Annotated in this window: 21 protein-coding genes; 16 read left to right on the forward strand and 5 right to left on the reverse strand. The window is 66.5% G+C overall.

The window, feature by feature from the left end; all coding sequences use genetic code 11:
* Positions 1–42: 42 nt before the first annotated feature.
* The gene (locus V9K93_RS13880) at positions 43–2838 is read left to right on the forward strand and encodes a beta-glucosidase family protein (RefSeq protein WP_337302724.1); all 2796 of its coding nucleotides are present in this window, start codon (positions 43–45) and stop codon (positions 2836–2838) included.
* A gap of 102 nt (positions 2839–2940) precedes the next feature.
* Here V9K93_RS13880 and V9K93_RS13885 read toward each other — a convergent pair whose 3' ends face one another.
* A complete protein-coding gene (locus V9K93_RS13885) occupies positions 2941–3846 on the reverse strand; it encodes a LysR family transcriptional regulator (protein ID WP_337302725.1) in 906 nt (301 codons plus the stop codon).
* Between the two features lie 105 nt (positions 3847–3951).
* On the opposite strand from V9K93_RS13885, the gene V9K93_RS13890 reads away from it, so the two are divergent.
* From V9K93_RS13890 to V9K93_RS13900, 3 genes are all read left to right on the forward strand, one after another.
* The gene (locus V9K93_RS13890) at positions 3952–5310 is read left to right on the forward strand and encodes an MFS transporter (protein ID WP_337302726.1); all 1359 of its coding nucleotides are present in this window, start codon (positions 3952–3954) and stop codon (positions 5308–5310) included.
* Positions 5310–5696, forward strand: a complete 387-nt coding sequence (locus V9K93_RS13895) for a DUF4440 domain-containing protein (RefSeq protein ID WP_337302727.1) — start codon at positions 5310–5312, stop codon at positions 5694–5696. The genes V9K93_RS13890 and V9K93_RS13895 overlap by 1 nt, the downstream gene beginning before the upstream one ends.
* A 155-nt stretch (positions 5697–5851) precedes the next feature.
* Positions 5852–7762, forward strand: a complete 1911-nt coding sequence (locus V9K93_RS13900; protein ID WP_337302728.1) for a CocE/NonD family hydrolase — start codon at positions 5852–5854, stop codon at positions 7760–7762.
* A gap of 122 nt (positions 7763–7884) precedes the next feature.
* Here V9K93_RS13900 and V9K93_RS13905 read toward each other — a convergent pair whose 3' ends face one another.
* Positions 7885–8838, reverse strand: coding sequence for a helix-turn-helix transcriptional regulator (locus V9K93_RS13905; protein ID WP_046986516.1), 954 nt, complete (start codon positions 8836–8838; stop codon positions 7885–7887).
* Between the two features lie 446 nt (positions 8839–9284).
* On the opposite strand from V9K93_RS13905, the gene V9K93_RS13910 reads away from it, so the two are divergent.
* The 8 genes from V9K93_RS13910 to V9K93_RS13945 all read left to right on the forward strand — a co-directional run bounded on the left by V9K93_RS13910 (position 9285) and on the right by V9K93_RS13945 (position 17929).
* Positions 9285–10043, forward strand: coding sequence for an SDR family NAD(P)-dependent oxidoreductase (locus V9K93_RS13910; RefSeq protein WP_046986517.1), 759 nt, complete (start codon positions 9285–9287; stop codon positions 10041–10043).
* 129 nt (positions 10044–10172) lie between these two features.
* Positions 10173–10622: an MgtC/SapB family protein gene (locus V9K93_RS13915; protein ID WP_032129616.1), complete on the forward strand. Its 450-nt coding sequence runs from the start codon at positions 10173–10175 to the stop codon at positions 10620–10622.
* 280 nt (positions 10623–10902) lie between these two features.
* Positions 10903–12561: an L-lactate permease gene (gene lldP / locus V9K93_RS13920; RefSeq protein ID WP_253079068.1), complete on the forward strand. Its 1659-nt coding sequence runs from the start codon at positions 10903–10905 to the stop codon at positions 12559–12561.
* A gap of 53 nt (positions 12562–12614) precedes the next feature.
* Positions 12615–13379, forward strand: a complete 765-nt coding sequence (gene lldR, locus V9K93_RS13925) for a transcriptional regulator LldR (protein WP_012480578.1) — start codon at positions 12615–12617, stop codon at positions 13377–13379.
* Between the two features lie 4 nt (positions 13380–13383).
* Complete coding sequence (gene lldD / locus V9K93_RS13930; protein ID WP_337302729.1) at positions 13384–14523, forward strand: FMN-dependent L-lactate dehydrogenase LldD; 1140 nt, start codon at positions 13384–13386, stop codon at positions 14521–14523.
* Positions 14520–16226, forward strand: coding sequence for a D-lactate dehydrogenase (gene dld, locus V9K93_RS13935; protein ID WP_136638108.1), 1707 nt, complete (start codon positions 14520–14522; stop codon positions 16224–16226). Before lldD ends, dld begins: the two co-directional genes overlap by 4 nt.
* Before the next feature lie 92 nt (positions 16227–16318).
* The gene (locus V9K93_RS13940) at positions 16319–16927 is read left to right on the forward strand and encodes an SMI1/KNR4 family protein (protein WP_046986522.1); all 609 of its coding nucleotides are present in this window, start codon (positions 16319–16321) and stop codon (positions 16925–16927) included.
* 117 nt (positions 16928–17044) lie between these two features.
* Positions 17045–17929 (forward strand): hypothetical protein, encoded by an 885-nt coding sequence (locus V9K93_RS13945; RefSeq protein WP_337302730.1) that lies wholly within the window; start codon positions 17045–17047, stop codon positions 17927–17929.
* Between the two features lie 106 nt (positions 17930–18035).
* On the opposite strand, the gene V9K93_RS13950 is transcribed toward V9K93_RS13945, so the two are convergent.
* Entirely contained in the window at positions 18036–18332 is a 297-nt protein-coding gene (locus tag V9K93_RS13950) for an I78 family peptidase inhibitor (protein ID WP_337302731.1), read from the reverse strand.
* A gap of 171 nt (positions 18333–18503) precedes the next feature.
* Between V9K93_RS13950 and V9K93_RS13955 the strand changes: the two genes are divergently transcribed.
* Entirely contained in the window at positions 18504–19163 is a 660-nt protein-coding gene (locus tag V9K93_RS13955) for a decarboxylase (RefSeq protein WP_337302732.1), read from the forward strand.
* A gap of 68 nt (positions 19164–19231) precedes the next feature.
* Positions 19232–20011 (forward strand): CDP-diacylglycerol diphosphatase, encoded by a 780-nt coding sequence (locus tag V9K93_RS13960; RefSeq protein WP_046986526.1) that lies wholly within the window; start codon positions 19232–19234, stop codon positions 20009–20011.
* On the opposite strand, the gene V9K93_RS13965 is transcribed toward V9K93_RS13960, so the two are convergent.
* Positions 20008–20607 (reverse strand): GNAT family N-acetyltransferase, encoded by a 600-nt coding sequence (locus tag V9K93_RS13965; RefSeq protein ID WP_136638105.1) that lies wholly within the window; start codon positions 20605–20607, stop codon positions 20008–20010. The genes V9K93_RS13960 and V9K93_RS13965 overlap by 4 nt on opposite strands.
* Positions 20608–20826: 219 nt before the next feature.
* On the opposite strand from V9K93_RS13965, the gene V9K93_RS13970 reads away from it, so the two are divergent.
* Both V9K93_RS13970 and V9K93_RS13975 read left to right on the forward strand, forming a co-directional pair.
* Positions 20827–23553 (forward strand): TonB-dependent receptor plug domain-containing protein, encoded by a 2727-nt coding sequence (locus V9K93_RS13970; protein WP_295376332.1) that lies wholly within the window; start codon positions 20827–20829, stop codon positions 23551–23553.
* A gap of 110 nt (positions 23554–23663) precedes the next feature.
* Positions 23664–24290, forward strand: a complete 627-nt coding sequence (locus V9K93_RS13975; RefSeq protein ID WP_337302733.1) for a hypothetical protein — start codon at positions 23664–23666, stop codon at positions 24288–24290.
* A gap of 29 nt (positions 24291–24319) precedes the next feature.
* On the opposite strand, the gene V9K93_RS13980 is transcribed toward V9K93_RS13975, so the two are convergent.
* The gene (locus V9K93_RS13980) at positions 24320–24961 is read right to left on the reverse strand and encodes a hypothetical protein (RefSeq protein WP_136638102.1); all 642 of its coding nucleotides are present in this window, start codon (positions 24959–24961) and stop codon (positions 24320–24322) included.
* Positions 24962–25080 lie beyond the last annotated feature (119 nt).

A 25080-nucleotide genomic window follows, 5' to 3' on the forward strand; every position in this document is an offset into this window, starting at 1 on the left:
TTCCCTGGACCGATTGCCTTGGCAACGGAATTACGCCTGTCGATGAAAACGTTTACAAAGCCGCTTGCACTGTCCCTGGCCCTGTCTGCCGCACTGGCCGCCCCGGCCTGGGCCGACCCAGCCGCGTTCACTGTGTTGACCATGGAACAGGCCCCGACCGCCGAGGCGATGCCGGCCCTGGCCGCCCAGCTGAAGACCCTGCAGGTGGACGCGGTGAGCGTGCGCCAGGTGCAGCGTGGCATCGGCCAGGTCGATCCGCTGCAGCTGCTGGCCGATGGGCTGGGCTATGAGTACCGCTTCATTTCCACCGGCAAGGATGACGGCCAGACCCAGCACGGGCAGGCGGTACTGACCCGGCTGCCGATCGCGGCCGAATCCGGTCCCGACCAGCCGGGCCTGAACTACCTGCGCCTGGACGATGGTCGCCACACCGTAGCCGTCTACACCGATGCTGGTGCAGGCGCCGCACAGCTTCCGGCACTGGTCACGCGTTCGCGGCTGGGCGCACCGGCGGTGCTGCTCGGCGCGGTGGCCGGTGAATCGGCCAAGGCCGCAGGCTTCGATCCGGCGCGTGTCGCGTTGGAGGCCGATGCCAGCTACTTCAGCGATGGTTTCCAGGCCGCCAGCAGCGCGCCGTTCAAGGTGGAAGGCAGCGCCCTGCGTGCCACGTTGCTGACCCTGGCCTATGCCGCCGACAAGGGGGGTGAACGGCCATGGATGGACACTGCGCTCACCGCCGACGCGCGCGCTGCGCTGCTGCTGAAGGCGATGACCGAAGACGAGAAGTTCCAGATGCTGCACAGCTACTTCGGGCTGGGCAAGGATGGCGGCAAGCTGCCGGAAGGTGCGGTGGGTTCGGCCGGCTTCGTGCCGGAAGTAGCGCGCCTGGGCATTCCGTCGCAGCAGTCGGCCGATGCTGGCGTCGGCGTGACCAATCCGGGTGGCATCCGCCCGGGTGATTTCGCCACGGCAATGCCGTCGGGCCCGTCCACCGCCTCCACCTGGAACCGTGCGGTTGCCTTTGCCGGTGGCGCAACCATGGGCCGCGAAGCGTGGCAGCAGCGCTTCAACATCCTGCTGTCCGGCAGCGTCAACCTGCAGCGCGACCCGCGCAACGGCCGCAACTTCGAATATGCCGGTGAAGATCCGCTGCTGGCCGGTTCGATGGTCGGCGCGCTGATCCAGGGCGTGCAGAGCCAGCACGTGATCTCGTCGATGAAGCATTTCGCGCTGAACGACATGGAGACCCGCCGCAACTTCCACGACGTGCGCATCGGCGAACAGGCCATGCACGAGTCGGACCTGCTGGCCTTCGAGATCGCGCTGGAAGCCGGGCGACCGGGCGTGGCGATGTGCTCGTACAACAAGATCAACGGCACCTACGGCTGCGAGAACGGCTACCTGATGAACCAGGTGCTGAAGCAGGAATGGAAGTTCCCCGGTTTCGTGATGTCCGACTGGGGCGGCGTACACAGCGGTTCGAAGGCGGCGCTGGCCGGCCTGGACCAGCAGTCGGCCGGTGAAGTGTTCGACGCGGCCGTGTTCTTCGACGAACCGCTGCGCCTGGCCGTGCACGGTGGCGTGGTGCCGATGGAGCGCCTGAACGACATGGTGGCGCGCATCCTGCGCACGATGTTCCTGCACGGCAACTTCGACAACCCGCCGCAGCACCAGAAGGTGGACGCCGAGGCTGGCTTCGCCGTCGCCCAGCGCACGGTGGAAGAAGGCAGCGTGCTGCTGCGCAATGAAGGCAACCTGCTGCCGCTGGCCGACAGCGTGAAGCGCATCGTCATCATCGGCGGCCACGCCGACAAGGGCGTGATCGGTGGCGGTGGTTCGTCGATGGTGGGCGTGACCGCCAAGGGCACCAACGCGGTGCCGGGCGTGCTGCCGACCACCTGGCCGGGCCCGGTGATCTTCCACCCGTCCTCGCCGCTGGAATCGCTGCGTGCGGCGCGTCCGGACGCGACCATCGAGTATGTGGACGGCACCAATGCCGCCGCTGCGGCCAAGGCTGCTGCGCAGGCCGACGTGGCCATCGTGTTCGCCACCCAGTGGGCCGCCGAATCGGTGGACCTGCCGGACATGCAGCTGCCGGACAACCAGGATGCACTGATCTCGGCGGTGGCCAAGGCCAACCCGAAGACCGTGCTGGTGCTGGAAACCAACGGCCCGGTGCGCACGCCGTGGCTGGCGCAGGTGCCGGCGATGCTGCAGGCCTGGTACCCGGGTATCCGCGGTGGCGAAGGCATTGCCGCACTGCTGACCGGCCAGGTCAATCCGTCCGGCCGCCTGCCGGTGACCTGGGTGACGGATGAATCGCAGTTGCCGCGCCCGCACATCGACGGCCTCGGCTTCAAGCCGGCCAAGCCGTTCGGTGATGTGTTCGATTTCGATATCGAAGGTGCCAACGTCGGCTACAAGTGGATGGCGGCCAAGGGCCTGACCCCGACCTTCGCGTTCGGCCACGGCCTGTCCTACACCTCGTTCGCCTATGAAAACCTGAAGGTGAGCGTGGAAGGCTCGCGCCTGGTCGCCAGCGTCGACATCCGCAACACCGGCAAGCGCGCCGGTGCCGACGTGGCCCAGCTGTACCTGAAGCTGCCGGCCGGCAGCACCACGCCGATCCGCCTGATCGGCTACGACAAGGTGATCCTGCAGCCGGGCGAACAGCGCCGCATCCGCATCGAAGCCGAGCCGAAGACCCTGGCCCACTACGATGCGCAGGCGCGGCAGTGGAAGATCGATGGCGGCACCTACCAGGTGCAGCTGTCGCGCAATGCCGCCGCCCCGCTGCAGAGCGTGGATGTACAACTGGTGGAGCAGGTGCTGCGCTGATCTGGCGCAGTCCTGATGGTTGATGAGACGGCCCCGCAAGGGGCCGTGTCTGTTTGCGGACTGCCGCTGCGCTCGCCGGGCCATGCCCGACGGGCGCCGTCATCACCCGGGCGTGCCGGTGAACCACCCGCGCAGGAAGTCGATCAGCTGCCGCACCTTCGGCGAGGGTTGCTTGCTGTGTGGGTAGACCGCGTACACGCTCTGCAGCGGGAATCGATGCTGACGCAGCACCGGACGCAGCCGGTCCTGGGCCAGATCGTCCTCGATCAACCAGCGTGGCAGCACGGTGACGCCGGCACCGGCCACGGCGAAGGCGCGCAGGCTGCTGGCGCCATCCACGCGCACCACCGCATTACCCGGGTTGGTGGCAAACAGTGCGTCGCTGCCGTCGGGCGCGACCACCGGCACGTCGGCCAGGCGCGGATAGCCGAGGCGGGGCAGGGTGCCCAGCTGCACGGGGTCGTCGGCAGCATCGACAGAGGACAGGCGGGCCAGCAGGGACGGAGCCGCCACCGCGGATAGTGGATGGCGTTCCAGTTCGCTGGCATGCAGCCCTGAGTCCGGCAGGCGGCCGAGGCGGATCGCCAGATCGAAGCGTTCGGGAATCAGGTCGGCCGGTGCCGGTGAGGTCGACAGGTGCAGCTGCAGGGCCGGATGCCGCGCACGGAACGCCTCCAACGCAGGAATCAAGCGTAGCTGGGCGTACTCCGGCGTAGTGGTCAGGCGCAGCACGCCCTGCAGCTGGTGCTGGTCGCGGCGCGCGGCATCGATCGCCGCCTGCGCGGCATCCAGCGCCTGCACACAGTGTTGGAGGAACTGTTCGCCGGCCTCGGTCAGGGCCAGGTGGCGCGTACTGCGCAGCAACAGGGTCACGCCCAGCTCCTGTTCCAGCCGCTTCAGGTTGAAGCTGACCACTGCGCGGCTCAGGCCCAGGCGGTCGGCGGCGGCGGTCAGGCTGCCGGCCTCGACCACGGCACGGAAGATATCGAAGCGATCGAGGCTGACCATGGTGATCCATTGTCAAAACAGGTTTGACAGTGTTGCAGCTGCCGTCGTGTTTTTACAACAAAGCACTGGCGGCATGCTGGCCGCTTCCCTGCTGGAGCGCCACCGATGCCGTCCCCCCGCCTGCGCCATGAGGCGATCTTCCTGCTGGTGTTCGCCCTGGATCTGGTCAACATGTTCATCGCCACGGTGGCCTATCCGGCGCTGGCGGCGGAGCTGCACGCTGACATCGGCACGCTTGCCTGGGTGGGCACCGCCTACATGCTGGGCCTGAGCGTGGTGATTCCGCTGGCGCCCTGGCTGGCCGCGCGCTGTGGTGAACGCCGCTTGCTGCTGGCGGCGTTGCTGCTGTTCGCCGCCTCCGCCGTATTGGCCGGGGCTGCGCCGGATATCGGCTGGCTGCTCGGGTGGAGGCTGCTGCAGGGCCTGGCCGGTGGCCTGCTGATTCCGGTGGCACAGGCGGCAGCGTACCGGCACTGCACGCCCGACCAACGTGGCGCGCTGACCCGCCGCATCCTGCTGGTGGCGCTGCTGGTGCCGGCACTGGCGCCCGCGCTCGGTGGGCTGCTGGTGCAGTGGTTGTCCTGGCGCGGTGTGCTGTGGGCCAGCCTGCCGCTGGCGGTGGCGGCAATCGGGCTGGTGCTGGCGTGGATGCCGGCCGATGACGCGCGTAGCGCACCTCGCCTGCAGGCCTATGCGCTGTCCACCGCGATGCTGGCGCTGGGCGCGCTGCTGCTGGCGCTGACCTGGCTGGGCGAACCCGGCCATCGGGCCGCGGGTGCCGTACTGCTGCTGATCGCATTGCTGCTGGCGGCGGCCCACCTGCGCCACGCACGCAGGCAGGCGCAGCCACTGCTGCGCTGGTCGCTGCTGTCCCATCGCGGGCTGCGGCTGGCGATGCTGGTCTATCTGGCCGTACCCGGTGTGTTCATCGGCAGCCAGCTGGTCAGCACCCTGCAGTTGCACCAGGCGGGTTACAGCGCGGCACGCATCGGTGGGTTGATGCTGCCGTGGGCGCTGGCCTCGGCCATTGCGATCACAGCCAGCAAGCGCCTGCTGGCCCGTTTCGGCGCAGCCAGGGTGTTGCGTGCAGGTATGGTCCTGCAGGCCAGCGGCCTGCTGTTGATGGCGCTGCTGCCGCAGCCGCACGTCGCCTTGGCCGGGCTGCTGTTCGCGCTGATGGGCGCCGGCGGCAGCCTGTGCAGCAGTACGGCGCAGACGCTGGCCTTCCATGGTGTGGAGGGTGAGGCGCTGGGTGACGCAAGTGCCCTCTGGAATCTCAATCGCCAGCTCAGCTTCTGCCTCGGTACTGCCGCCATTGCGCTGCTGCTGGCACTGGCCATGCAATGGCTGCCGGCCCACGCCACCGGCGTGGCGCTGGGTCTGGCCGCGGTACTGACACTGTTGCCGATGGCGCTGCTGCGCCGACCGCAGTTGCTCACTCTTTCACAACCGGAGAACACCTGATGGCTACCACCGCAGAACAAGAAGTCCACCTCCTGCACGACAAGCTGCAGACCTGGTTCCGTGCCGACGTCGGCAGCGACGCGCTGGAGGATCTGATGGCGCATTTCTGCGCGGACTTCAGCATGGTCGGCATCGCGGGTCGCAGGCTGGACCGGAATGCCGTGCAGGCGCTGTTCGCGGGCGGCCATGGCGCGCGTCCAGGGCTGCAGATTTCCATCGACGCCGTGCAGGCGGTGGATGCGCCTTCGCCGCTGGCGGTGCTGCGCTATCGCGAAGGGCATTCGATCGATGGCAGCAAACCCGTATGGCGGGAATCGCTGGCGGTGCTGCGCCAGGAAGCAGGGCGCTGGCGCTGGCTGGCGCTGCATGAGGTTCAAGCGGGTTGATGGATCCGCCGGGCCATGCCCGGCGAGCGCAGCGGCAGTGAGGGGCACATGTGCCATCAGTCCTGCCTGCATCCACCGCAGAATGCAAAGCCCGCCCACACTTCACGGCTCCAGGCAGGAGTAGGCTTGATGCTTTCCTGCCGGGAGGGTTGTCCATGCGTGTGCGTGCCGTCGCTGTAGCCATTGCCCTTTGCCTGTCCAGCACCGTGCTGGCCACCGAAACCCCGCCGATGACCCCGGACATCAGCGGCAAGCCCTTCGTTGCCCGCGATGTCGGTCGTGACTACGACAAGCGCGTGGTGATGGTGCCGATGCGTGATGGCACCAAGCTGTATACGGTGATCGTGGTGCCCAAGGGTGCGCGCAATGCGCCAATCCTGCTCACCCGCACGCCCTACGACGCTGCCGGTCGCGCCAGCCGCAGTGATTCGCCGCGCATGCGCGACCTGCTGCCGCAGGGCGACGAGGTGTTCGTCGACGGCGGCTATATCCGCGTGTTCCAGGACATCCGTGGCAAGTACGGCTCCGAAGGCGATTACGTGATGACCCGGCCGCTGCGCGGGCCGTTGAACAACACCAAGGTGGACCACTCCACCGATGCCTGGGACACCATCGACTGGCTGGTGAAGAACGTGCCGGAGAGCAATGGCAAGGTCGGCATGCTCGGCTCGTCGTACGAGGGCTTCACCGTGGTGATGGCGCTGACCGACCCGCACCCGGCGCTGAAGGTGGCTGCGCCGCAGAGCCCGATGGTCGATGGCTGGATGGGCGATGACTGGCTCAACTACGGCGCGTTCCGCCAGGTCAACTTCAACTACTTCGCGATGCAGACCGAGAAGCGCGGCAAGGGCACGCCGTTGCCCAGTCTCGGCTACGACGACTACAGCACCTTCCTGCGCATCGGTTCGGCCGGGGACTACGCGCGTTTCACCGGCGTGGACCAGCTGACCTGGTGGAAGAAGCTGGTCGAGCACCCGGCCTACGATGGCTTCTGGCAGGGCCAGGCGCTGGACGCGGTGATGGCGAAGACTCCGTTGAAGGTGCCGACCATGTGGCTGCAGGGCCTGTGGGACCAGGAAGACATGTGGGGTGCCAACCACGCCTACCAGGCAATGGAAGGACGCGACAGCGGCAACAACCGCAACTACCTGGTGATGGGCCCGTGGCGGCACAGCCAGGTGAACTACAGCGGCAGCGAGCTGGGCGCGCTGAAGTTCGATGGCGATACCGCGCTGCAGTTCCGCCGTGACGTGCTCAAGCCGTTCTTCGACCAGTACCTGGTGGACGGTGCGCCGAAGGCGGACACTCCGCCGGTGCTGATCTACAACACCGGCGAGAACCATTGGGATCGCCTCAAGGGTTGGCCGCGCAGCTGCGACAAGGGCTGTGCCGCCAGCAGCAAACCGCTGTACCTGCGTGCCGGCGGCAAGCTGGCGTTCCAGGCGCCGGCGGCGGGCGAGGGTGACTTCGAGGAATACGTGTCCGACCCGGCCAAGCCGGTGCCGTTCGTGCCGCGCCCGGTGCGTTTCGGTGACCGCGACATGTGGACCACCTGGCTGGTCAAGGATCAGCGTTTCGTCGATGGTCGCCCGGACGTGCTGACCTTCATCACCGAACCGCTGACCGCGCCGCTGCGCATCGGCGGCGCACCGGTGGTGCATCTGCAGGCGTCGACCAGTGGCACCGACAGCGACTGGGTGGTGAAGCTGATCGACGTGTATCCGGACCAGGAAGCGTCGACGCCGGAGATGGGCGGTTACGAGCTGCCGGTGTCGCTGGCGATCTTCCGCGGCCGCTACCGCGAGAGCTTCAGCGATCCGAAGGCGCTGGCCGCCAACGAAGTGCTGCCGTATCGCTTCGACCTGCCCAATGCCAACCACACCTTCCAGAAGGGGCACCGGGTGATGGTGCAGGTGCAGTCCAGCCTGTTCCCGCTGTATGACCGCAATCCGCAGACCTACGTGCCGAACATCTACCTGGCCAAGCCGGGCGATTACCAGAAGGCCACGCAGCGGGTCTGGCACAGCGCGGCGCAGGCGAGCTACATCGATCTGCCGGTGTATTGAGGTTGATGAGGTACGCCGGGTGCGCGATGCCTGGCGGCTGCGGTAGGGCCGGCCGCTGGCCGGCATCCGCGGTGGTGTGAAAGCGTGTCGACCAAGGTCGACACCTGCCAGGGCACGGGCCTTCAGCCTACCTTCGACGGACCGGTGCGCCAGCGGCTGGGTACCAGTCCGAAACGCTTGCGGAACGCGGCAGCGAAGTTGCTGGGGTGGCGGTAACCACTGGCGGCCGCAGCCTGCTCGACGGTCCAACCGTCCTCGCGCAGGCCTTGTTCGGCGTGGCGCATGCGCTGCTCGTGCAGGTAGTCGAACACCGAGCAGCCGTATTGCTGGGCAAAGTGGCGGCGCAGCGAGCTCGGGCTCATGCAGGCCAGCTGGGCCAGTTCGACAAGGCTGTGGGTGTGGCTCGGATCGTCATGCAGGTAGGCGCGTACGCGTTCCAGTCGCTCGCGCTGGCCCGCGCGCAATGCGCGCACCTGGTCGGTCTGCAGATCTTCGGCTTGCAGGCCAACGGCCAGCAGCTGCAGGGCCACGCCTTCGCGCCACAACGCGTCGATGCCGTCCTGCCAGGGGCTGTCGAACAACTGTCCCAGCACCGGCAACAGGGTGTGCGGAATCGCCCAATGACGGCACTCCAGGTGAGTGCTGAGCGCAGTCTCCAGCTGCGGCAGCTGGAACAGGTCCGGATCGATCTTGGCCGGCACCATGACGCTGACCCCGCGCATTCGTGTCTCACCCGGATGTGCACCGGTCATTTCGACCTGCTCGCGGTGGTGGGCAGTCATGGCGGTGCCGGCGCGCAGGGTAAATCCGGGGCGGCGCGGAACACGTACATCGACCTGGCCCTGCAACATCACGCGGATGGCCAGGCCGGGACTCTGCTGGGCGGTTGCCACATACGGGAAACGATTATGGACGTCGGAGGCGATCAGGCTCATGCCACCGCGCAGGAACTGTTCGTTGACCTCGCCGTGGCCGGCCCACTGGTCATCGCGCAGGTGTTCCGGATCGGCGCGGTAGTCGAAGCCGTGGCGGTGGCCGAAGCGGCGGTAATCGGCAAAGGTGAAGTATCGGGACATTGCTCGGCACTTGCATTGGAGGTGGACACTGGCAGCACCTGACCCATGCGCATCTGCAATGCAGATGCATTTCCGATCGATACCTGCGTGGACACGCTGCGACGCGTCGGAGGCGGTATCTGGAAGGGCTGGGGAAACGCCAGATTGGAATGAATGTGTCAAAGAAACTGGAAGCGTTTCCCATTGTCGCCGCGATTCACCCACATTTGATTTCGAGATGGTCAAAACCATTGATCAATACGGCCAAGTTGAATGCTTCGTAGAACATACGGCGGCGTTTTGCCTGCATATCCGTACGTAATTCCATACATCAACTTGGGTTGAGGTTTTATCGATGGAACGATCGCCTGTGGACACGCTGTCTGCTGGGCCATCACAGGCGGAGGCGTAGCGTGAGGGGTTAACGGCGACAGGCCGCACTGATCCCCCACAGATGGCGAGCACAGATGATTGATTACCAGCTCACCGGCAAGACCGCGATCGTGACCGGCGGTGTATCCGGCATCGGTCTGGCGGTCGCGCAGACCCTTGCCGCATCCGGTGCGCGTATTTCGGTATGGGACCTGAAGCAGGAGGCAGTTGATGCCACGGTGGCGCAATTGCAGGGCAGCGGCGTGCAGGCGATCGGCATCGCGCTGGACGTGACCGATGATGCGGCCGTCGAAGCGGCGGTGCAGCGTACGGTGAAGGAACTGGGCGGTGTGCACATCGCGGTCAACAATGCGGGCATCAGTGGGCCGGCTGCCAGCAGTGGTGACTATCCGGTGGAGGGATGGCAGCGCGTGATCGACGTCAACCTGACCAGCGTATTCCTGTGCCAGCGTGCGCAGATCCAGGCGATGCGTGCGGCAGGTTCCGGTGGCAGCATCATCAACATGGCCTCGATCCTGGGCCAGGTGGGCTATGCCGGTTCCACTGCGTACGTGGCGGCCAAGCACGGCGTGGTGGGGCTGACCCAGACCGCTGCCTGGGAACATGCCGCCGACGGCATCCGTGTCAACGCGGTCGGCCCGGGTTTCATCAGCACGCCGCTGCTGGACAAGATGGATGCCAAGGTGCGCGCGACGCTGGAAGGGCGCCATGCGTTGAAACGGCTGGGCACGGCCGAGGAAGTGGCGGCGCTGGTTGCCTGGCTGGCCAGCGACGATGCCTCGTTCGCGACCGGCGCGTACTACGCCATCGATGGTGGCTATCTGGCGCAATGATGCGGTGATCGCAGGCGACGGTGACGCCGGGCATGGCCCGGCGATACCGGGTGAACGGGCTGTGGTGTGGCCTTCACCGCTGTGCCACGGCTGCTGCGCAACGCTCCGGAAAACTCCCGGAGCTTGCCCATGGAACTCACCCAGGATGTCTCGATCCTGCTGCGCGTGGCCGCAGCGATGCTGTTCGGCGGGGTACTCGGCGTCGAGCGCGAAATGGGCAAGCACGCCGCCGGCCTGCGCACCCACATGTTGATTGCCGGTGCGGCCGCACTGATCGTCGGCCTCGGTGATTCGGTGGCCGAGCACTTCCAGCAGGAGCGCTACCGTGACCTGCTGCAGGTCGACCCGGTGCGCCTGATTGAAGCAGTGGTTGCCTGTGTGGGCTTCGTCGCCGCCGGCACCATCCTGCGCGGCTCACGCGAGGACCAGGTCAGCGGCCTGACCACTGCCAGCTCGCTGATCATGGCCGCGGCCATCGGGATTGCGGTGGGTATCGGCAAGTATGTGATTGCCATCGGAGTGAGCGTGCTGTGCGTGCTGGTGCTGGCGGTGATGCGGCGGCTGGAGAAGAAGATCTGACTGGCGAGGTGGTCTGGGGATGGACCAGAGCCCCTTCGGGGATCCGATCCCGGGTGCCTGGCAGGGTCGGACCCCCGAAGGGGCTCTGACCCTGATGTTGTGCGAATGGTAAGACCAATATGGCATCTAGCCCTATGGTCTAATAGGCACTTCGCCGGAGTGGCGGTTAAATCCGCTCCACGTGGTTCGCTGATATGACTTATTGGTACGACCAATAAGTATCGGCCACGGCGACCCACCGCCTGCGGTGGAGCACATCCCGCCCCAGTCGAGAGCCTTCATGCAGCCCTGGCAACACCTGTACGACCCCGCCGGCAACCTGTGGTTGTCCAGCCTGATCGCGCTGCTGCCGATCGCGTTCTTCTTCATCGCCCTGGCGCTGCTGCGGATGAAGGGCTGGCTCGCCGGCACGATCACCGTGGCCATTGCGCTCGGCGTAGCCCTGCTGTTCTACCGCATGCCGCTGAGCCAGGCGCTGGGCGCGGCCGGTTTCGGCTTCGTCTACGGCCTGTGGCCGATCGCCTGGATCATCATCGGCGCGGTGTTCCTGTACAAGGTTTCGGTCAAGACCGGCCAGTTCGACATCATCCGTGCCTCGATCCTGTCGGTCACCGAGGACCAGCGATTGCAGATGCTGATGGTCGGCTTTGCCTTCGGCGCCTTCCTGGAAGGTGCAGCCGGGTTTGGTGCGCCGGTGGCAATCACCGCCGCGCTGCTGGTCGGGCTGGGCTTCAAGCCACTGTATGCGGCCGGCCTGTGCCTGATCGTCAACACCGCGCCAGTGGCGTTCGGCGCAATGGGCATCCCGATCATCGTGGCAGGGCAGGTGACCGGCCTGGATGCCTTCGAGATCGGCCAGATGGCCGGCCGCCAGCTGCCGTTCCTGACTGTCATCGTGCTGTTCTGGATCATGGCGATCATGGACGGCTGGCGCGGCATCAAGGAAACCTGGCCGGCGGTGCTGGTGGCCGGCGGTTCGTTCGCCATCGCCCAGTACCTGACCTCCAACTTCATCGGCCCGGAGCTGCCGGACATCACCGCCTCGCTGGCGTCGCTGGTCTGCCTGACCCTGTTCCTGCGCCGCTGGAAGCCGGTACGGATCTTCCGCTTCGATACCGAAACCAGCGCCGAGGCGGCCGCACAGGCGCTGGAGGCACCACGCTACAGCGTCGGCCAGATCGCCAAGGCGTGGTCGCCGTTCCTGATCCTCACCGCGATGGTCACGCTGTGGAGCATCAAACCGTTCAAGTCGCTGTTCGCGGCGGGCGGCCCGCTGGAAAGCTGGGTACTGAAGATCCCGGTGCCGGGCCTGGACCAGATGGTGCAGAAGATGCCGCCGATCGTGGATGCACCGCTCAGCTACGAGGCGATCTACAAGTTTGATTGGTTCTCGGCCACCGGTACCTCGATCATCCTGGCCGCGGTGATCGCGATCATCGCGCTGCGCATGCCAGCTCGTTCGGCGCTGCAGACCTTCGGCGAAACCGTGCGTGAGCTGCGCATGCCGATCTACTCGATCGGCATGGTGCTGGCCTTTGCCTTCATCGCCAACTATTCGGGCCTGTCGGCAACGCTGGCGCTGGCATTGGCGCACACCGGCGACGCATTCCCGTTCTTCTCGCCGTTCCTGGGTTGGCTGGGCGTGTTCCTGACCGGTTCGGATACCTCGTCCAATGCGCTGTTCTCTGCACTGCAGGCCACCACCGCGCAGCAGATCGGCGTATCCGACGTGCTGCTGGTGGCCGCCAATACCACCGGCGGTGTCACCGGCAAGATGATCTCGCCGCAGTCGATCGCCATTGCCTGCGCGGCGGTCGGCCTGGCCGGCAAGGAATCGGACCTGTTCCGCTTCACGGTCAAGCACAGCCTGATCTTCACCACGATGGTCGGCCTGATCACCCTGGCGCAGGCCTACTGGCTGACCTGGATGATTCCCTGAGCCATGCACCGTCAGCCGACCACCCGCTGCGCGCTTCGGGCCACAATGGTGCCATGAGCACGCAACGTATTTCGGACAAGGTGGCCGCGCAGCTGCGCGGCTTGGTGCAGGAACAACGGCTGCAACCGGGTGACCGGCTTCCGGCCGAGCGTACCCTGGCGGTGCAGCTGGGGGTCTCGCGCACGGCGTTGCGCGAGGCCATCGCGCAGCTGGCCAGCCAGGGCCTGCTGACCGCACGGGTTGGTGGCGGCACCTACGTGGCCGAACCCGCGGCACGCGCACGGCAGGCGCTGGATGAACCGCTGGCGCCCTATCTGCCGCTGTTCCAGGGCGACCCGGAATACCGTTTCGACGTGCTGGAGATCCGCCACGCGCTGGAAGGTGCCACCGCCTGGCATGCAGCGCTGCGTGCCACCGACGAGGACCGCACGCGTATCGCGCAGGCCTTCCAGACCATGATGGACGCGCACGGCAAGGACGACCCCACCGGTGAAGCGGAGGCTGACGCGGCCTTCCACCTGTCCATCGCCGAGGCCTCGCACAACCTGGTACTGCTGCAGGTGATGCGCGGCCTGTTCGAGCTGCTGCAGACCAACATCTCGCAGAGCCGCGAAAAGCTCTACACCTCGGCGAGGACCTTCTCGCCGCTGTCCGACCAGCACCGCGAGATGATGGATGCGGTGCTGGCAGGTGATCCCGAACGCGCGCGCGCCGCGGCGCATGCCCACCTCGAGTTCGTGCACACCACGCTGCGCACCCTCGATGACAACGAAGCCCGGCGTGCGCGGGCCTCGCGTCTACCTTCCCCACACGGTTGACCCCATGATCATCTCCGCCTCCACCGATTACCGTGCCGCAGCGCAACGCCGGCTGCCGCCGTTCCTGTTCCACTACATCGATGGCGGCGCGTATGCCGAGCACACGCTGAAGCGCAATGTTTCCGACCTGTCCGACATCGCGCTGCGCCAGCGCATCCTGCGCAACATGTCCGACCTGAGCCTGGAAACCGAGTTGTTCGGCGAAAAGCTGGCGATGCCGGTGGCGCTGGCGCCTGTCGGCCTGACCGGCATGTATGCCCGACGCGGTGAAGTACAGGCGGCGCGCGCGGCCGACAGCTGCGGCATCCCGTTCACCCTGTCCACCGTGTCGGTGTGCCCGATCGAGGAAGTGGCACCGGCGATCCAGCGACCGATGTGGTTCCAGCTGTATGTGCTGCGCGACCGTGGCTTCATGCGTAACGCGCTGGAGCGCGCGCAGGCCGCCGGCGTGACTACCCTGGTGTTCACTGTGGACATGCCGGTGCCGGGCGCGCGCTATCGTGACGCGCACTCGGGCATGAGCGGCCCGAACGCCTCGCTGCGCCGTATCGGCCAGGCCATCACTCACCCGCACTGGGCGTGGGACGTGGGCCTGTTCGGCCGCCCGCACGACCTGGGAAACATCTCCACCTACCGTGGCAACCCGACCGGGCTGGAGGACTATATCGGCTGGCTGGGCAGCAACTTCGATCCCTCGATTTCGTGGAAGGACCTGGAGTGGATCCGCGAGTTCTGGAAGGGCCCGATGGTGATCAAGGGCATCCTTGACCCGGATGACGCGCGTGATGCGGTCAAGTTCGGCGCCGATGGCATCGTGGTCTCCAACCACGGTGGCCGCCAGCTCGATGGCGTGCTGTCCACCGCACGCGCACTGCCGGCCATCGCCGATGCGGTGCAGGGCGACCTGAAGATCCTCGCTGATTCCGGCATCCGTACCGGCCTGGACGTGGTGCGCATGCTGGCGCTCGGTGCCGACACCGTGCTGCTGGGCCGTGCCTTCGTCTACGCGCTGGCCGCGCAGGGCGAGGCCGGCGTGGCCAACCTGCTGGACCTGATCGCCAAGGAAATGCGCGTGGCGATGACCCTGACCGGCGCGCGCCGCATCGCCGATATCGGCCGCGATTCGCTGGTCAGCCTGCCATGAGTGGTCACGATGCCATGCTGGCGCAGTTGCGCGACGCAGTCGGCAGCGGCCACGTACTGACCGGCGACAAGGCCACGCGCCGTTTCCGCCGTGGCTATCGTTTCGGTGATGGCCCGGTGCTGGCGGTGGTGCGCCCGGGCACGCTGCTGGAACTGTGGCGTGTGCTGCAGGCGGCGGTGCAGGGCGGAGCGGCGATCATCCTGCAGGCAGCCAACACCGGCCTGACGGGTGGCTCAACCCCGGATGGCAACGACTACGGGCGGCCGATCGTGCTGGTCAGCACGCTGCGCCTGACCGGCATCCAGCTGTTGAACGAAGGCCGGCAGGTGCTGTGCCTGCCCGGCGCCACGCTGGACCGGCTGGAGCAGACGCTGGCGCCACTGGGCCGCGAACCGCATTCGGTGATCGGTTCGTCCTGCATCGGCGCCTCGGTGCTGGGCGGCATCTGCAACAACTCCGGTGGCGCGCTGGTGCGCCGTGGCCCGGCCTACACCGAGCTGGCGCTGTATGCGCAGGTCGATGCGCAGGGCCAGTTGCAGCTGGTCAATCATCTGGGTATCGCGCTGGGTGATACACCCGAGCAGATCCTGCAGCGCCTGCAGGCCGGCGACTATGCTGCTGCCGACGTGGGTGACGGCGACGGCCGCGCCGCCTCCGATCCACGCTACGCCGACGAAGTGCGGCGGGTCGATGCCGATACCCCGGCGCGCTTCAACGCCGATCCCAGCCGCCACTTCGAAGCTGCCGGTTCGGCCGGCAAGCTTGCGGTGTTCGCGGTGCGCCTGGATACCTTCGAGAAGGAGTCCGCCGAGGTCTTCTATATCGGAAGTAACCGCACCGATAGCCTCACCGCGATCCGACGCCAGCTGCTGACCGGGTTCGAGCGCCTGCCGATTGCCGGCGAGTACATCCACCGCGATGCCTATGACATCGGCGAGCGCTACGGCAAGGACAGTTTCCTGCTGATCGACAAGCTCGGTACCGCGCGCGTTCCGGCCGCATTCGCACTGAAGAGCCGGGTTGATGGCTGGTTCGAACGGCTGGGCCTGCGCGGTATCACCGACCGCATGATGCAATTGCTGACCGGTCTGTTGCCCTCGCACCTGCCCAAGCGCATGGGCGAGTTCCGCCAGCGTTACGAGCATCATCTGTTGCTGAAGGTCTCCGCGCAGGACGCAGCGGAAACCGAGGCCTGGCTGCGCGGCTTCTTCGCCGACCATGAGGGCGGTTACTTCCACTGCACGGCCGAAGAGGGACGCAAGGCGTTCCTGCATCGCTTCGCCGTGGCCGGTGCTGCGGTGCGCTACCGCGAAGTGCATCGCGATCAGGTGCAGGACATCGTGGCGCTGGATATTGCCCTGCGCCGGGATGATGCCGACTGGTTCGAGCAGTTGCCGGCCGATATAGACGGCCGCCTGCTGCACAAGCTGTATTACGGGCACTTCCTGTGCCACGTGTTCCACCAGGACTACATCGCGCGCAAGGGTGAAGATCCGATGGCCATCGAGCATGCGATGTGGGCGCTGCTGGACCAGCGCGGTGCCGAGTATCCGGCCGAGCACAACGTCGGCCACCTGTACCCGGCCAAGCCGGCGCTGGCGGGGTTCTACAAGCAGCTGGACCCGAGCAATACGTTCAATCCGGGCATTGGCCAGACGTCGAAGGCGAAAGGGTGGGGTGGCTGCGACTGTAGTGGGCACTAGCGGCGAACTCTCCGAAAATTCGGATTTCTTGCATTCCTCACTGATCGGGTTGGCACTAGGCTGAGGTCTTGGCTGAAACGGGTACAGAACCAATGCAGAGTGCAGATCAGATATGGGCGTCCATCAAAGCGTCGCTTCACGAGAAGAACTGTCTGGATGAAGTGCAGTTGCGGCCGGGAGCTTCCGAAAGCGAGTTGGTTGAACTGGAAGCTCAGCTTGGAGTCGCTTTGCCAGACCTGCTCAGGCAGCTGCTGATGATTCACGACGGGCAGGATGGGGCCGGGCTTCTGTTCGGCAGTCAGATGCTCTCGTCCAAGGAGATCGGGCGGCAGTGGCAGGGTTGGCGTGAGATCGAGGCCGACGGCATGAACGAGGACTGCGCGGAGTTCATGAAGTCGAGTCCCGCGGGGGTGGTGAAGCCGATGTATAACAATGCGCGTTGGATACCGCTGACTCACGATGGTGGCGGCAATCACATGGGATTGGATTTCGACCCCGACATTGGTGGTGCTGAAGGACAGATGATTGCTTTTGGTGCGGATGAAGACACCAAGTACCTTCTCGCTCCCACTTTCGCTGACTTCGCTGAGAAGGCTGTGGAATGGATCAGTCAGGCAAGCTGGGATGGTGAGAATCTGGAGTCGCCAACTGATGACGGCTTCGCTCCCCCGGCAATTCTCCGGACTGCTGGCGGGGCGTAGTTGGGAGAGCAGTTCTGACAGGTAGTGTGTCGATTTGGTTCCGGTTGACTGGGCTGGTCGCGACCGTCCCGTTACCCCTGCGCTACCATCGGGATTCCACAAGCAGGAATCTCCTTGATGCCCACCGTTTTCGCCCGCCCGACCGTGTGCGTTGCACTGCTGGCAACCCCGGTGCTGGTGCTGGCCCAGAGCTCGATCCTGCCGCAGCAGCGCGATGCCGCCGGCAATGTGATGGAGCCATTGGGGCAGGTGCTGATCGCCCATGAGAAGGGACCGGCGGGGCTCTATGACTGCACGCGGGACGGCAGCTGGTGCGTGCGTGTGCAGCCGGTTGCCGAGGATGGTGATCGGCCGGCTGCGCTGGAAGTGCTTGAGAAGGTGCCGGGCCAGGGCACGCCGCACACCTACCACGTCAGCATCGACGTGCCGCAGGAAAGTGATCTGAAGCTGTGGCCGTGGATCGTGCGGCTGGCCCCAGGTGTTGGCAGCGACGCGTCGGTGACCGACCCGCAGCAGCGCGACCGCCAGAACGTGCTGGTGGGCGGCATCGTCTCGTTCAGCAGCATGTATTCCGGCGGCGGTGCCGATGCATCTACGTTGCAGTTGGCACGCGTGCGCCACCTGCAGGACGACATCCAGGTGGACGACGACGTGCTGACCGTGCCATGGCTGGGCAACGCGATGATCCGCGCCTGTTTCAGCGAGCAGGACATCAAGCAGCGCGCAGGTGCCTGCCACGACGAATACGGCTTCTCGGCGAAGCTGGCGCTGGACACGGCTGCCGAGGGCATGCCGGTGCTGCGCTACCAGACCGTGGCGACACGGTTTCCTGCCGGTGTCTCACGCTTCGAGGATTCGCTGGCGAAGGGGCCGCTGAAGAAGAAGGATCTGCGCACCGAGCAGGATCCGGCGTGCAGCTACACGCGGCTGTTCCGCTTCGCGGAGGGGATGTTCCATCCTGACCAGGCGCTGCCGGACTGTGCCGGCTATACCGAACCCTGAACCCTGGACGCTGTAGAACCGAGCCTACGCTCGGCTGGCTTTCCGTGCGGCCTGACCGGAGAGCAGCCGAGCATGGGCTCGGCTCTACAAAAACCTGCCGCGGCGCTTACTCGCAGCGCGTGGCGGTGATGATGTTGTCCTTGTCCACGAACACGCGCAGGCGGTCCGGACGGATGTCCTTGGTGGTGATGGTGCTGGGGCCGATCGGGTTGACCAGACCGGCACCGCTCTCGCTGGACAGGCGGCGGATGTTGGGCTCGTTGGCCGGTTGGCCGATCGCCCAGCCGAGCTGGCTGGCGTCGCAGCGGCCGCTGCCCTTGACTTCCGGGCCAGGCGTGCTGACACAGGCCGACAGCAGCAGGGCGGAGGCCGGCAGCAACAGGGACAGACGGAATGCAGACATGCGAGCGCTCCTGCGCAGGGGATGATGGCGGGAACGATAGCACCCGGCGTGCGAAAGACGTCAGCGTCCCGGTCATTGCCGGCACAGCGCGGCCATTGCATAGTGGGAGGGATGGCTGGCAGAACGCCGGCGGGCAGGCCGGGCCGTTCCGGTGCAGGTGCTGGACACGGTATGACGGCAGGCAGTTTCCGCGACATGGGCAGAACGATGACGGCACTGGCGCTGTCCGTGCTGGGCGCTGCGTTTGCCGCCTCCGCCGCCGAACCGGTGCCAGAGGCGGCGGCCGAAGCACCGATGTTTGGTGCTTGGCGCAATCTGCAGACCGAATCCGGCTACGCGCCGGCCCAGCGCAACCTGGCCTTCGCCATGCTGCCGCAGGCCGCGACCCGCGGCGACCGTTTCGCCATCCTCGACCGCGAAGGCAGGCGCACAGTGTGCTGCCTGCAGGTGGCCAGTCCGTCGCTGGGCGTGGCCGCGCTGCGTGAGCAGTACCACCTGCCGCAGGCCTGGGTGACCGACCTGAGCAATGGTCGCAGCCCTGCACGGCCCTATGTGCCGCACGTCTATGCAATGCAGCGGGTGGACGAACTGGTCGACTACAGCTTTGCCGATGTGCCCGGTGCCTACAGCGACCTGGGCGGATTGTTGACCCCCGAAGGCGCCGCGCTGGAAGCCGATGGCAGCGCCGTGCGCCTGGGTGACAGCCGCTACCCGCTGCAGTTCCAGCGCCAGCCGCACGCCGATGACGATGGCGCGCTGGACCACTACACCCTGCAGGCGGGCGAGGGCGCGGCCCCGTTCGTGGTTGAAGTGCCGTTCGGCACCTACTGATTGCAGCATTGCACTGGCTAGAATGCAGCGCGGCGCCATCTGCCGCGCCTGTTTCGTGAGCCGTTGCCGTGTCCCTGCGCCCCTTGCTGCTGCCGTTCCTGCTGCTGTTGTCCGCCTGTGCCAGTGCGCCTCCGCCGCCACCGGCCCACTCCGATGCGCTGTGGCGGTTGATCGAGCGTGACTGCCGTGGCACCGAAGGGCCGCGTGGCGACTGCCTGCGGGTGGAAACGGCGGCGGACCGCCGCGATGTGCTGGTCAAGGACGCGCACGGCGACTATCAGTTCCTGCTGATGCCGCTGGACAAGGTCAGCGGTATCGAAAGCCGCAGCCTGTACCAGCGCGGCGCACCCAATTACTTCGGCGCGGCCTGGCTGGCCCGCACCCACACCGAACGGGCGCTGGGCCAACCGCTGCCACGCAACGTTGCCAGCCTGGCACTGAATTCACCGCATGGCCGCTCGCAGCATCAGCTGCATATCCATGTGGACTGCCTGCGTGCCGATGTACTGCAGGCACTGGATGCCCACGCCGGCGCGATGGGCAGCCGGTGGGCACCGCTGCCGGTGCCGCTGCGTGGCCATCAATACCAGGCACGCCTGCTGCCGGGTGCGGAACTGACCGCCAATCCGCTCAATCTGCTGGCCTACGACCTCGCAGGCGTGGACGACGTGGGCCAGTGGAGCCTGGTCGTGGTGGGCCGGGACGCAGTGCAGGGCGGCCCGGGCTTCATCCTGCTGGCCACCCGCGTGGACGCCGGCACCGGCAACGAGGCCAGCGGCGAAGAGTTGCAGGACCATGCCTGCTCGGTGCTGACCGGTGCCGGCAACGCGCTGGAGCGGGTGCGCTAGTCCAGCACCCTGTGCTGGCTCCGCCACATTGGCGCGGTCAGTGCCAGCAGCTGACGGTCCTGCCAGCCTTCCATATCCAGATGATGGTCGCGCAGCAGGCCTTCCTGCTCGAAGCCGAAGGCCCGCAGCGCGGTGGCGAACGGATCACTGCAGTCCGGTGGCAGCATCACGAACAGGCGATGCAGGCCGACGTCCTCGAACAGGAAAGGACACAGCGCCTGCAGTGCCGCGTCGGTATGCGGGTGCCAATGCTGCAGCGACAGCAGCTCGGCGCTGCGCGCGTGTAGTGATTGCAGGCGCACGTGAAGCTGGTCCAGCACGTTGCCGTGGTCGTCATCGAATACCCCCAGCAGCAGCTGGTCGTTGTCCTGTTCCAGGCGTGAGCGATGCATGTGGGCGAGGAAGCGCGCTTCCTCATCGATGACGGACGGATCGCGGCGGCCGCGCCGCCGGCGGTCATCGAACAGGCGCCAGCGTGGCAGATCGGTGCGTTGGAACGGGCGCAGGGTGACCGGGGCCACCTGCAGTTGCAGCAGATGGCGGCGCAGCACCGGGCGCAGCGGGGGGAGGGGGAAGGTCGGGTACGGGGTCATCATCCCAGCAACGATGGCCGTGCCTGCAGCCCTGCACCATTCAAAACATTGCAAAAGTGTGGTGGATGGCACTGCGGGTCTGATTCGGTTCAGGCATAAGGCCATCAGGCCTGGTCATTTCCGTTGAAACCGCCCATTCAGGACACTTTCGTTACGGGATCGTTATGCGCCGTACAGGCCGCTGCCCCCGTACCACCACCCGCCCAACTCCCCAGGAAGCCCATGTCCGCCTCCCACAAGGCGCTGCGCCCGCGTCCGCTGGTGCTCGCACTGTCGTCCCTGATGCTGGTCTCGCTGCCGGCCTTCGCGCAGGAAAGCGCACCCACCACACTGCAGGAAGTGAAGGTCACCGGCTCGCGCATTCCGCGCGCCAGCGTCGAGGGCCCGTCGCCGGTGACGGTGATCAGCCGCGAGCAGATCGATGCGCAGGGCTACCGCAATGCCTTCGATGCGTTGAGCGCGCTGACCGAAAACACCGGTAACGTGCAGGGCGAGGACTTCGGCAATACGTTCACGCCGGCCGCCAACACCATCAACCTGCGCGGGCTGGGTCCGAACCGCACGCTGGTGCTGGTCAACGGCCGCCGCCAGGCCGACTACCCGCTGGCCTACGAAGGGTCGGTGAACGTGGTCAACCTGGCCAACATTCCCAGCGCGCTGATCGAGCGTATCGAGGTGCTGGCCGCTGGCGCATCGGCGGTATACGGCTCCGACGCCATCGCCGGCGTGGTCAACATCATCCTCAAGGACCGCTTCCAGGGCGTGGACGTGAACGTGCGCGCCGGTGGCACCGAGCAGGGCGGTGGCGACAACCAGCGTGCGCAGGTGGTCGGCGGCAGTTCCGGCGAGCGTTGGGATGCGCTGTTCGGCTTCGAGTTCGATGTGCGCAAGGCGATCCACGCGCGCCAGCGCGACTTCATGGATTCGCTGGACGATGATCCGGCTGGCAAGGCACCGCAGGCGACCGCGATCGCCTATCGCCGCAATGCCGCCACCGGCCGCAACATCGACCCCGGCGTCAATGGCTGCGATGGGGCGTCGGAGATCTACGGTGGCAGCGTGTTCCGTGCCAACAACCCGAGGCAGGGTTGGTACTGCGGCAGCAACGAGGCCGCCGCCAGCTACTGGACCGTGCAGACCCAGAAGCGCAACCTCAACGGTTATGGCCTGCTGACCTTCCACGTCAACGAGACCACCGATCTGTTTGCCGATCTGGCCGTAGGCAGTGCACGGATCTACAACAACACCCGCGCGCCCACCTGGACCTCGGCGCGTAATTACTTCTACAACCAGTCCACCGGCAACCTGGAGAGCTGGTACCGCCGGTTCGCGCCGGAAGAAATCGGTGGCCTGCCGCGCAACGCGAACCGCTTCCTGGAAAACTCATGGTCGTTCAACGTCGGCGCGCGTGGCCAGATCGGCGACAGTGGCTGGGACTATGAGGCGGTCTACAGCCGCTCGCGTTACGAGAACCGCACCCGCCGCCCGGTACTGCTGGCTGGCATCAACGAGTACCTGCTCGGCCCGAAGCTGGGCGTGCGCAATGGCGTGGAGGTCTATGCGCCCGACCCGGCGCGCCTGTTCCAGCCGTTGACCCCGAACGAATACGAGGGTCTGTCGGGCTACCAGGAAAGCCGCAATGCGGCGTGGCTGCAGACCTTCAGTGCCAGTGTCAACGGGCGCCTGTTCGCGCTGCCCGGTGGCGACGCTGCATTGGCGGCGGTGGTTGAAGCCGGCAGCCAGGGCTACCGCAATCGCCCGGACCCGCGGCTGGGCACCGGTGAATTCTGGAACACCAGCGCCGGCATCGGTGCCGGTGGAGAGCGTGACCGCTATGCGGCCGGCGTGGAACTGCAGCTGCCGTTGCTGCAGTCGCTGACCACCACCCTGGCCGGTCGCTATGACCAGTACCGTGCCGGTGGCGAGCACATCGGCAAGGCCACCTGGAGTTTCGGCGTCGAGTTCCGGCCGATCGAGAGCCTGCTGATCCGTGGTACGGCGGCGACCAGCTTCCGTGCGCCGGACATGAACTACGTGTTCGCCACCGAGACCCGCGGCTACAATCCGGGCATGACCGACTACTGGCGCTGCCGCACGGCGGGCCAGTCGTACGACAATTGCGACTACAACGGCCTGTCGATCGACTACAGCAACCGTGCCAACGCACAGTTGCAGCCGGAGTCTGCGAAGTCGTATGGCTTCGGCGTGGTCTGGTCGCCGCTGGCCGGGCTGGATTTCAGCGCGGACTACTACGACATCCGCATCGACAACGAAGTGACCAGCCTCGATACCAGCCGCATCCTGCGTGATGAGGCCGATTGCCGGCTGGGAAAGACGCTGGGCGGCGAGGCGCGTGATATCGGTTCACCGCTGTGCCAGGACGCGCTGTCGCGTGTGATCCGCAACCCGTCCAACGCCACCGTGCAACCGGACCAGGTGACACGTGTGCTGATCAATCCGATCAACGCGGCCTCTGAATCGGTGCGTGGCCTGGACCTGAAGGGCAACTGGCGCTTCGATGCCGGCCGCTACGGCCGCTTCACCACGCGCCTGGCCTACACCGTGGTGCTGGAGCACACGTACCGGCAGTTCTCCGACGATCCGGAGCGTGACATCCGCAATTCGCTGGATGACTACCAGTGGCGCAGCAAGGCCAACGGCAGCATCACCTGGAACCAGGGTGACTGGACCACCACGCTGTATGGCAACCGCTTCGGTTCGCTGCCGAAGACCGATGGCAGTGGCCGCATCGCGCCGTACATGACCTACAACGCCAGCGTGTTCCGCCAGTTCGGCGAGAACCTGTCGGTGGGCGTGATCGTCAACAACCTGCGTGACAGCCGCCCGCCGGCGGACAAGAACGGAGGCGGCTGGCCGTTCTACCCGGTCGGCAACTACGACCCGTACGGCCGCCAGTACTGGGTGCAGCTGGACTACCGGTTCCGCTGATCCGACGGATGAACGAAAGGCCCGGCACTGCCGGGCTTTTCTTTGTGCAGTGCACCCGTGTTGCCGCTGCGCGCGTGGCATGCTGTGGCGCTACATGGAGGGCGATGCGCATGGATGTCAGGGTGTGGAGCGTGATTGCAGTGGTGGCTATTGCGGGTTGCAGTGGCAGGCAGGCGTCCAGCGTGGAGGAAGCCGCGGAGGTGGCCAATGCCGCGCCTGCGCAGTCTCACGCGCAACCAGCGGAGCATGCTGGGCCATGGCGCGCGGCAACGGCATCGAGTGCCACGACGGCTGCCCCTGGGCTCGCGCAACCGGAGTGGCACTTCCTCGAGGGCGAGCGCATGCTGCTGAGCGAGGGGGCCGTGTCCGTGCAGAAGAGCGAGGCGCTGCTGGGTTCCGACAAGGCTTTCGCGCAGGCGATCAGCCAGTTCGAGCGGGATGCCGCCGGCCACCCGGAAGTGCAGGACCTGACCCGGCTCTACAGGACGGCCGCGACCCGGCTCATCGGCAGCGACGGTTCGCTGGTGTCGTTCGCCTGTGGCTACAGCCTGTGTGTCGGCGAGATCCGAAGCCGTACCGATGAGGATTTCAGTGCCTGGTCCGAGGCGATCGGCATGGACAAGGCGGCCCCGGTCTACAGTCTGACCACGGCGCCGATGACACGGGGCAGGGAGCAGCGTGGTGGGCGCTTCGTGTTCTCGGTGGATCCGGCCGCCAACGGCATCACGGGCCCGTAGCGCCGGCGGATGCCCGGCGCCACGGCGCGTTACGGAAGCGCCTGCTGCAGGTACGACTCGATGACGTAGCTGAAAGGCTGCTGCTGGCGGTCGCGCAGCAGGGCACGCACTTCCAGGATCACGCCGTGATCGCCTTCGCCCCGCGGCGGCCAGAAAGTCTGGTCAGCCAGGGTCTGGCGCTGGAAGCCGAGCGGGCCGACCACGCGACCGAACGGTTCGTCGGTGCTGTCCAGCACCTGGTTCATGGCCGGGCTGAGATGCTCCGGTAGATACCAGTTGTCGGCCTCGGACAGCACGCGGCTGCCGCAGACCAGCTGCACGCGGCGATAGCGCAGGTCGGTACCCGGCTTCACGCCCAGCGCCTGCAGCACGTCTGCGGGGGCAGGCTTGTCCTGGCCGTGCACGCGCGCCGCGCGGACCCGGGCTTGTTCGGCCAGCCCATGTTCGGCGCACCAGTGTTCCAGCGTGGCGGTGGCGCTCTGCCCGGACAGCACGCGCTGGTGCAGGCGCTCGACCAGTGCAGCCGGGGCGATCCGCTGCTGGCCCGGCGGCGAATGCAACGGCGCGGCGGCCGCAGCATCGGTGGCGGACAGGCTGGCGATCGGGGCGGCGGCAAGCAGGGACGCGGCCTGCCAGCGGCGGAGACGATCGTGGCGGTCGGACGGGCCCATGCGGCATCACAGCGGAAACAGGCGCCCATGTTACCCGTTCAGGGGTGTGCACGGCGTGGCTGCGACCCGTTGTCGCAGGGGGAATCATCGTTCTGGTGAATGCGTGCCATCCAGATATT

The sequence above is a fragment of the Stenotrophomonas sp. CCNWLW162 genome (assembly GCF_037203745.1).
Taxonomy (GTDB): Bacteria; Pseudomonadota; Gammaproteobacteria; order Xanthomonadales; family Xanthomonadaceae; genus Stenotrophomonas; species Stenotrophomonas maltophilia_AQ.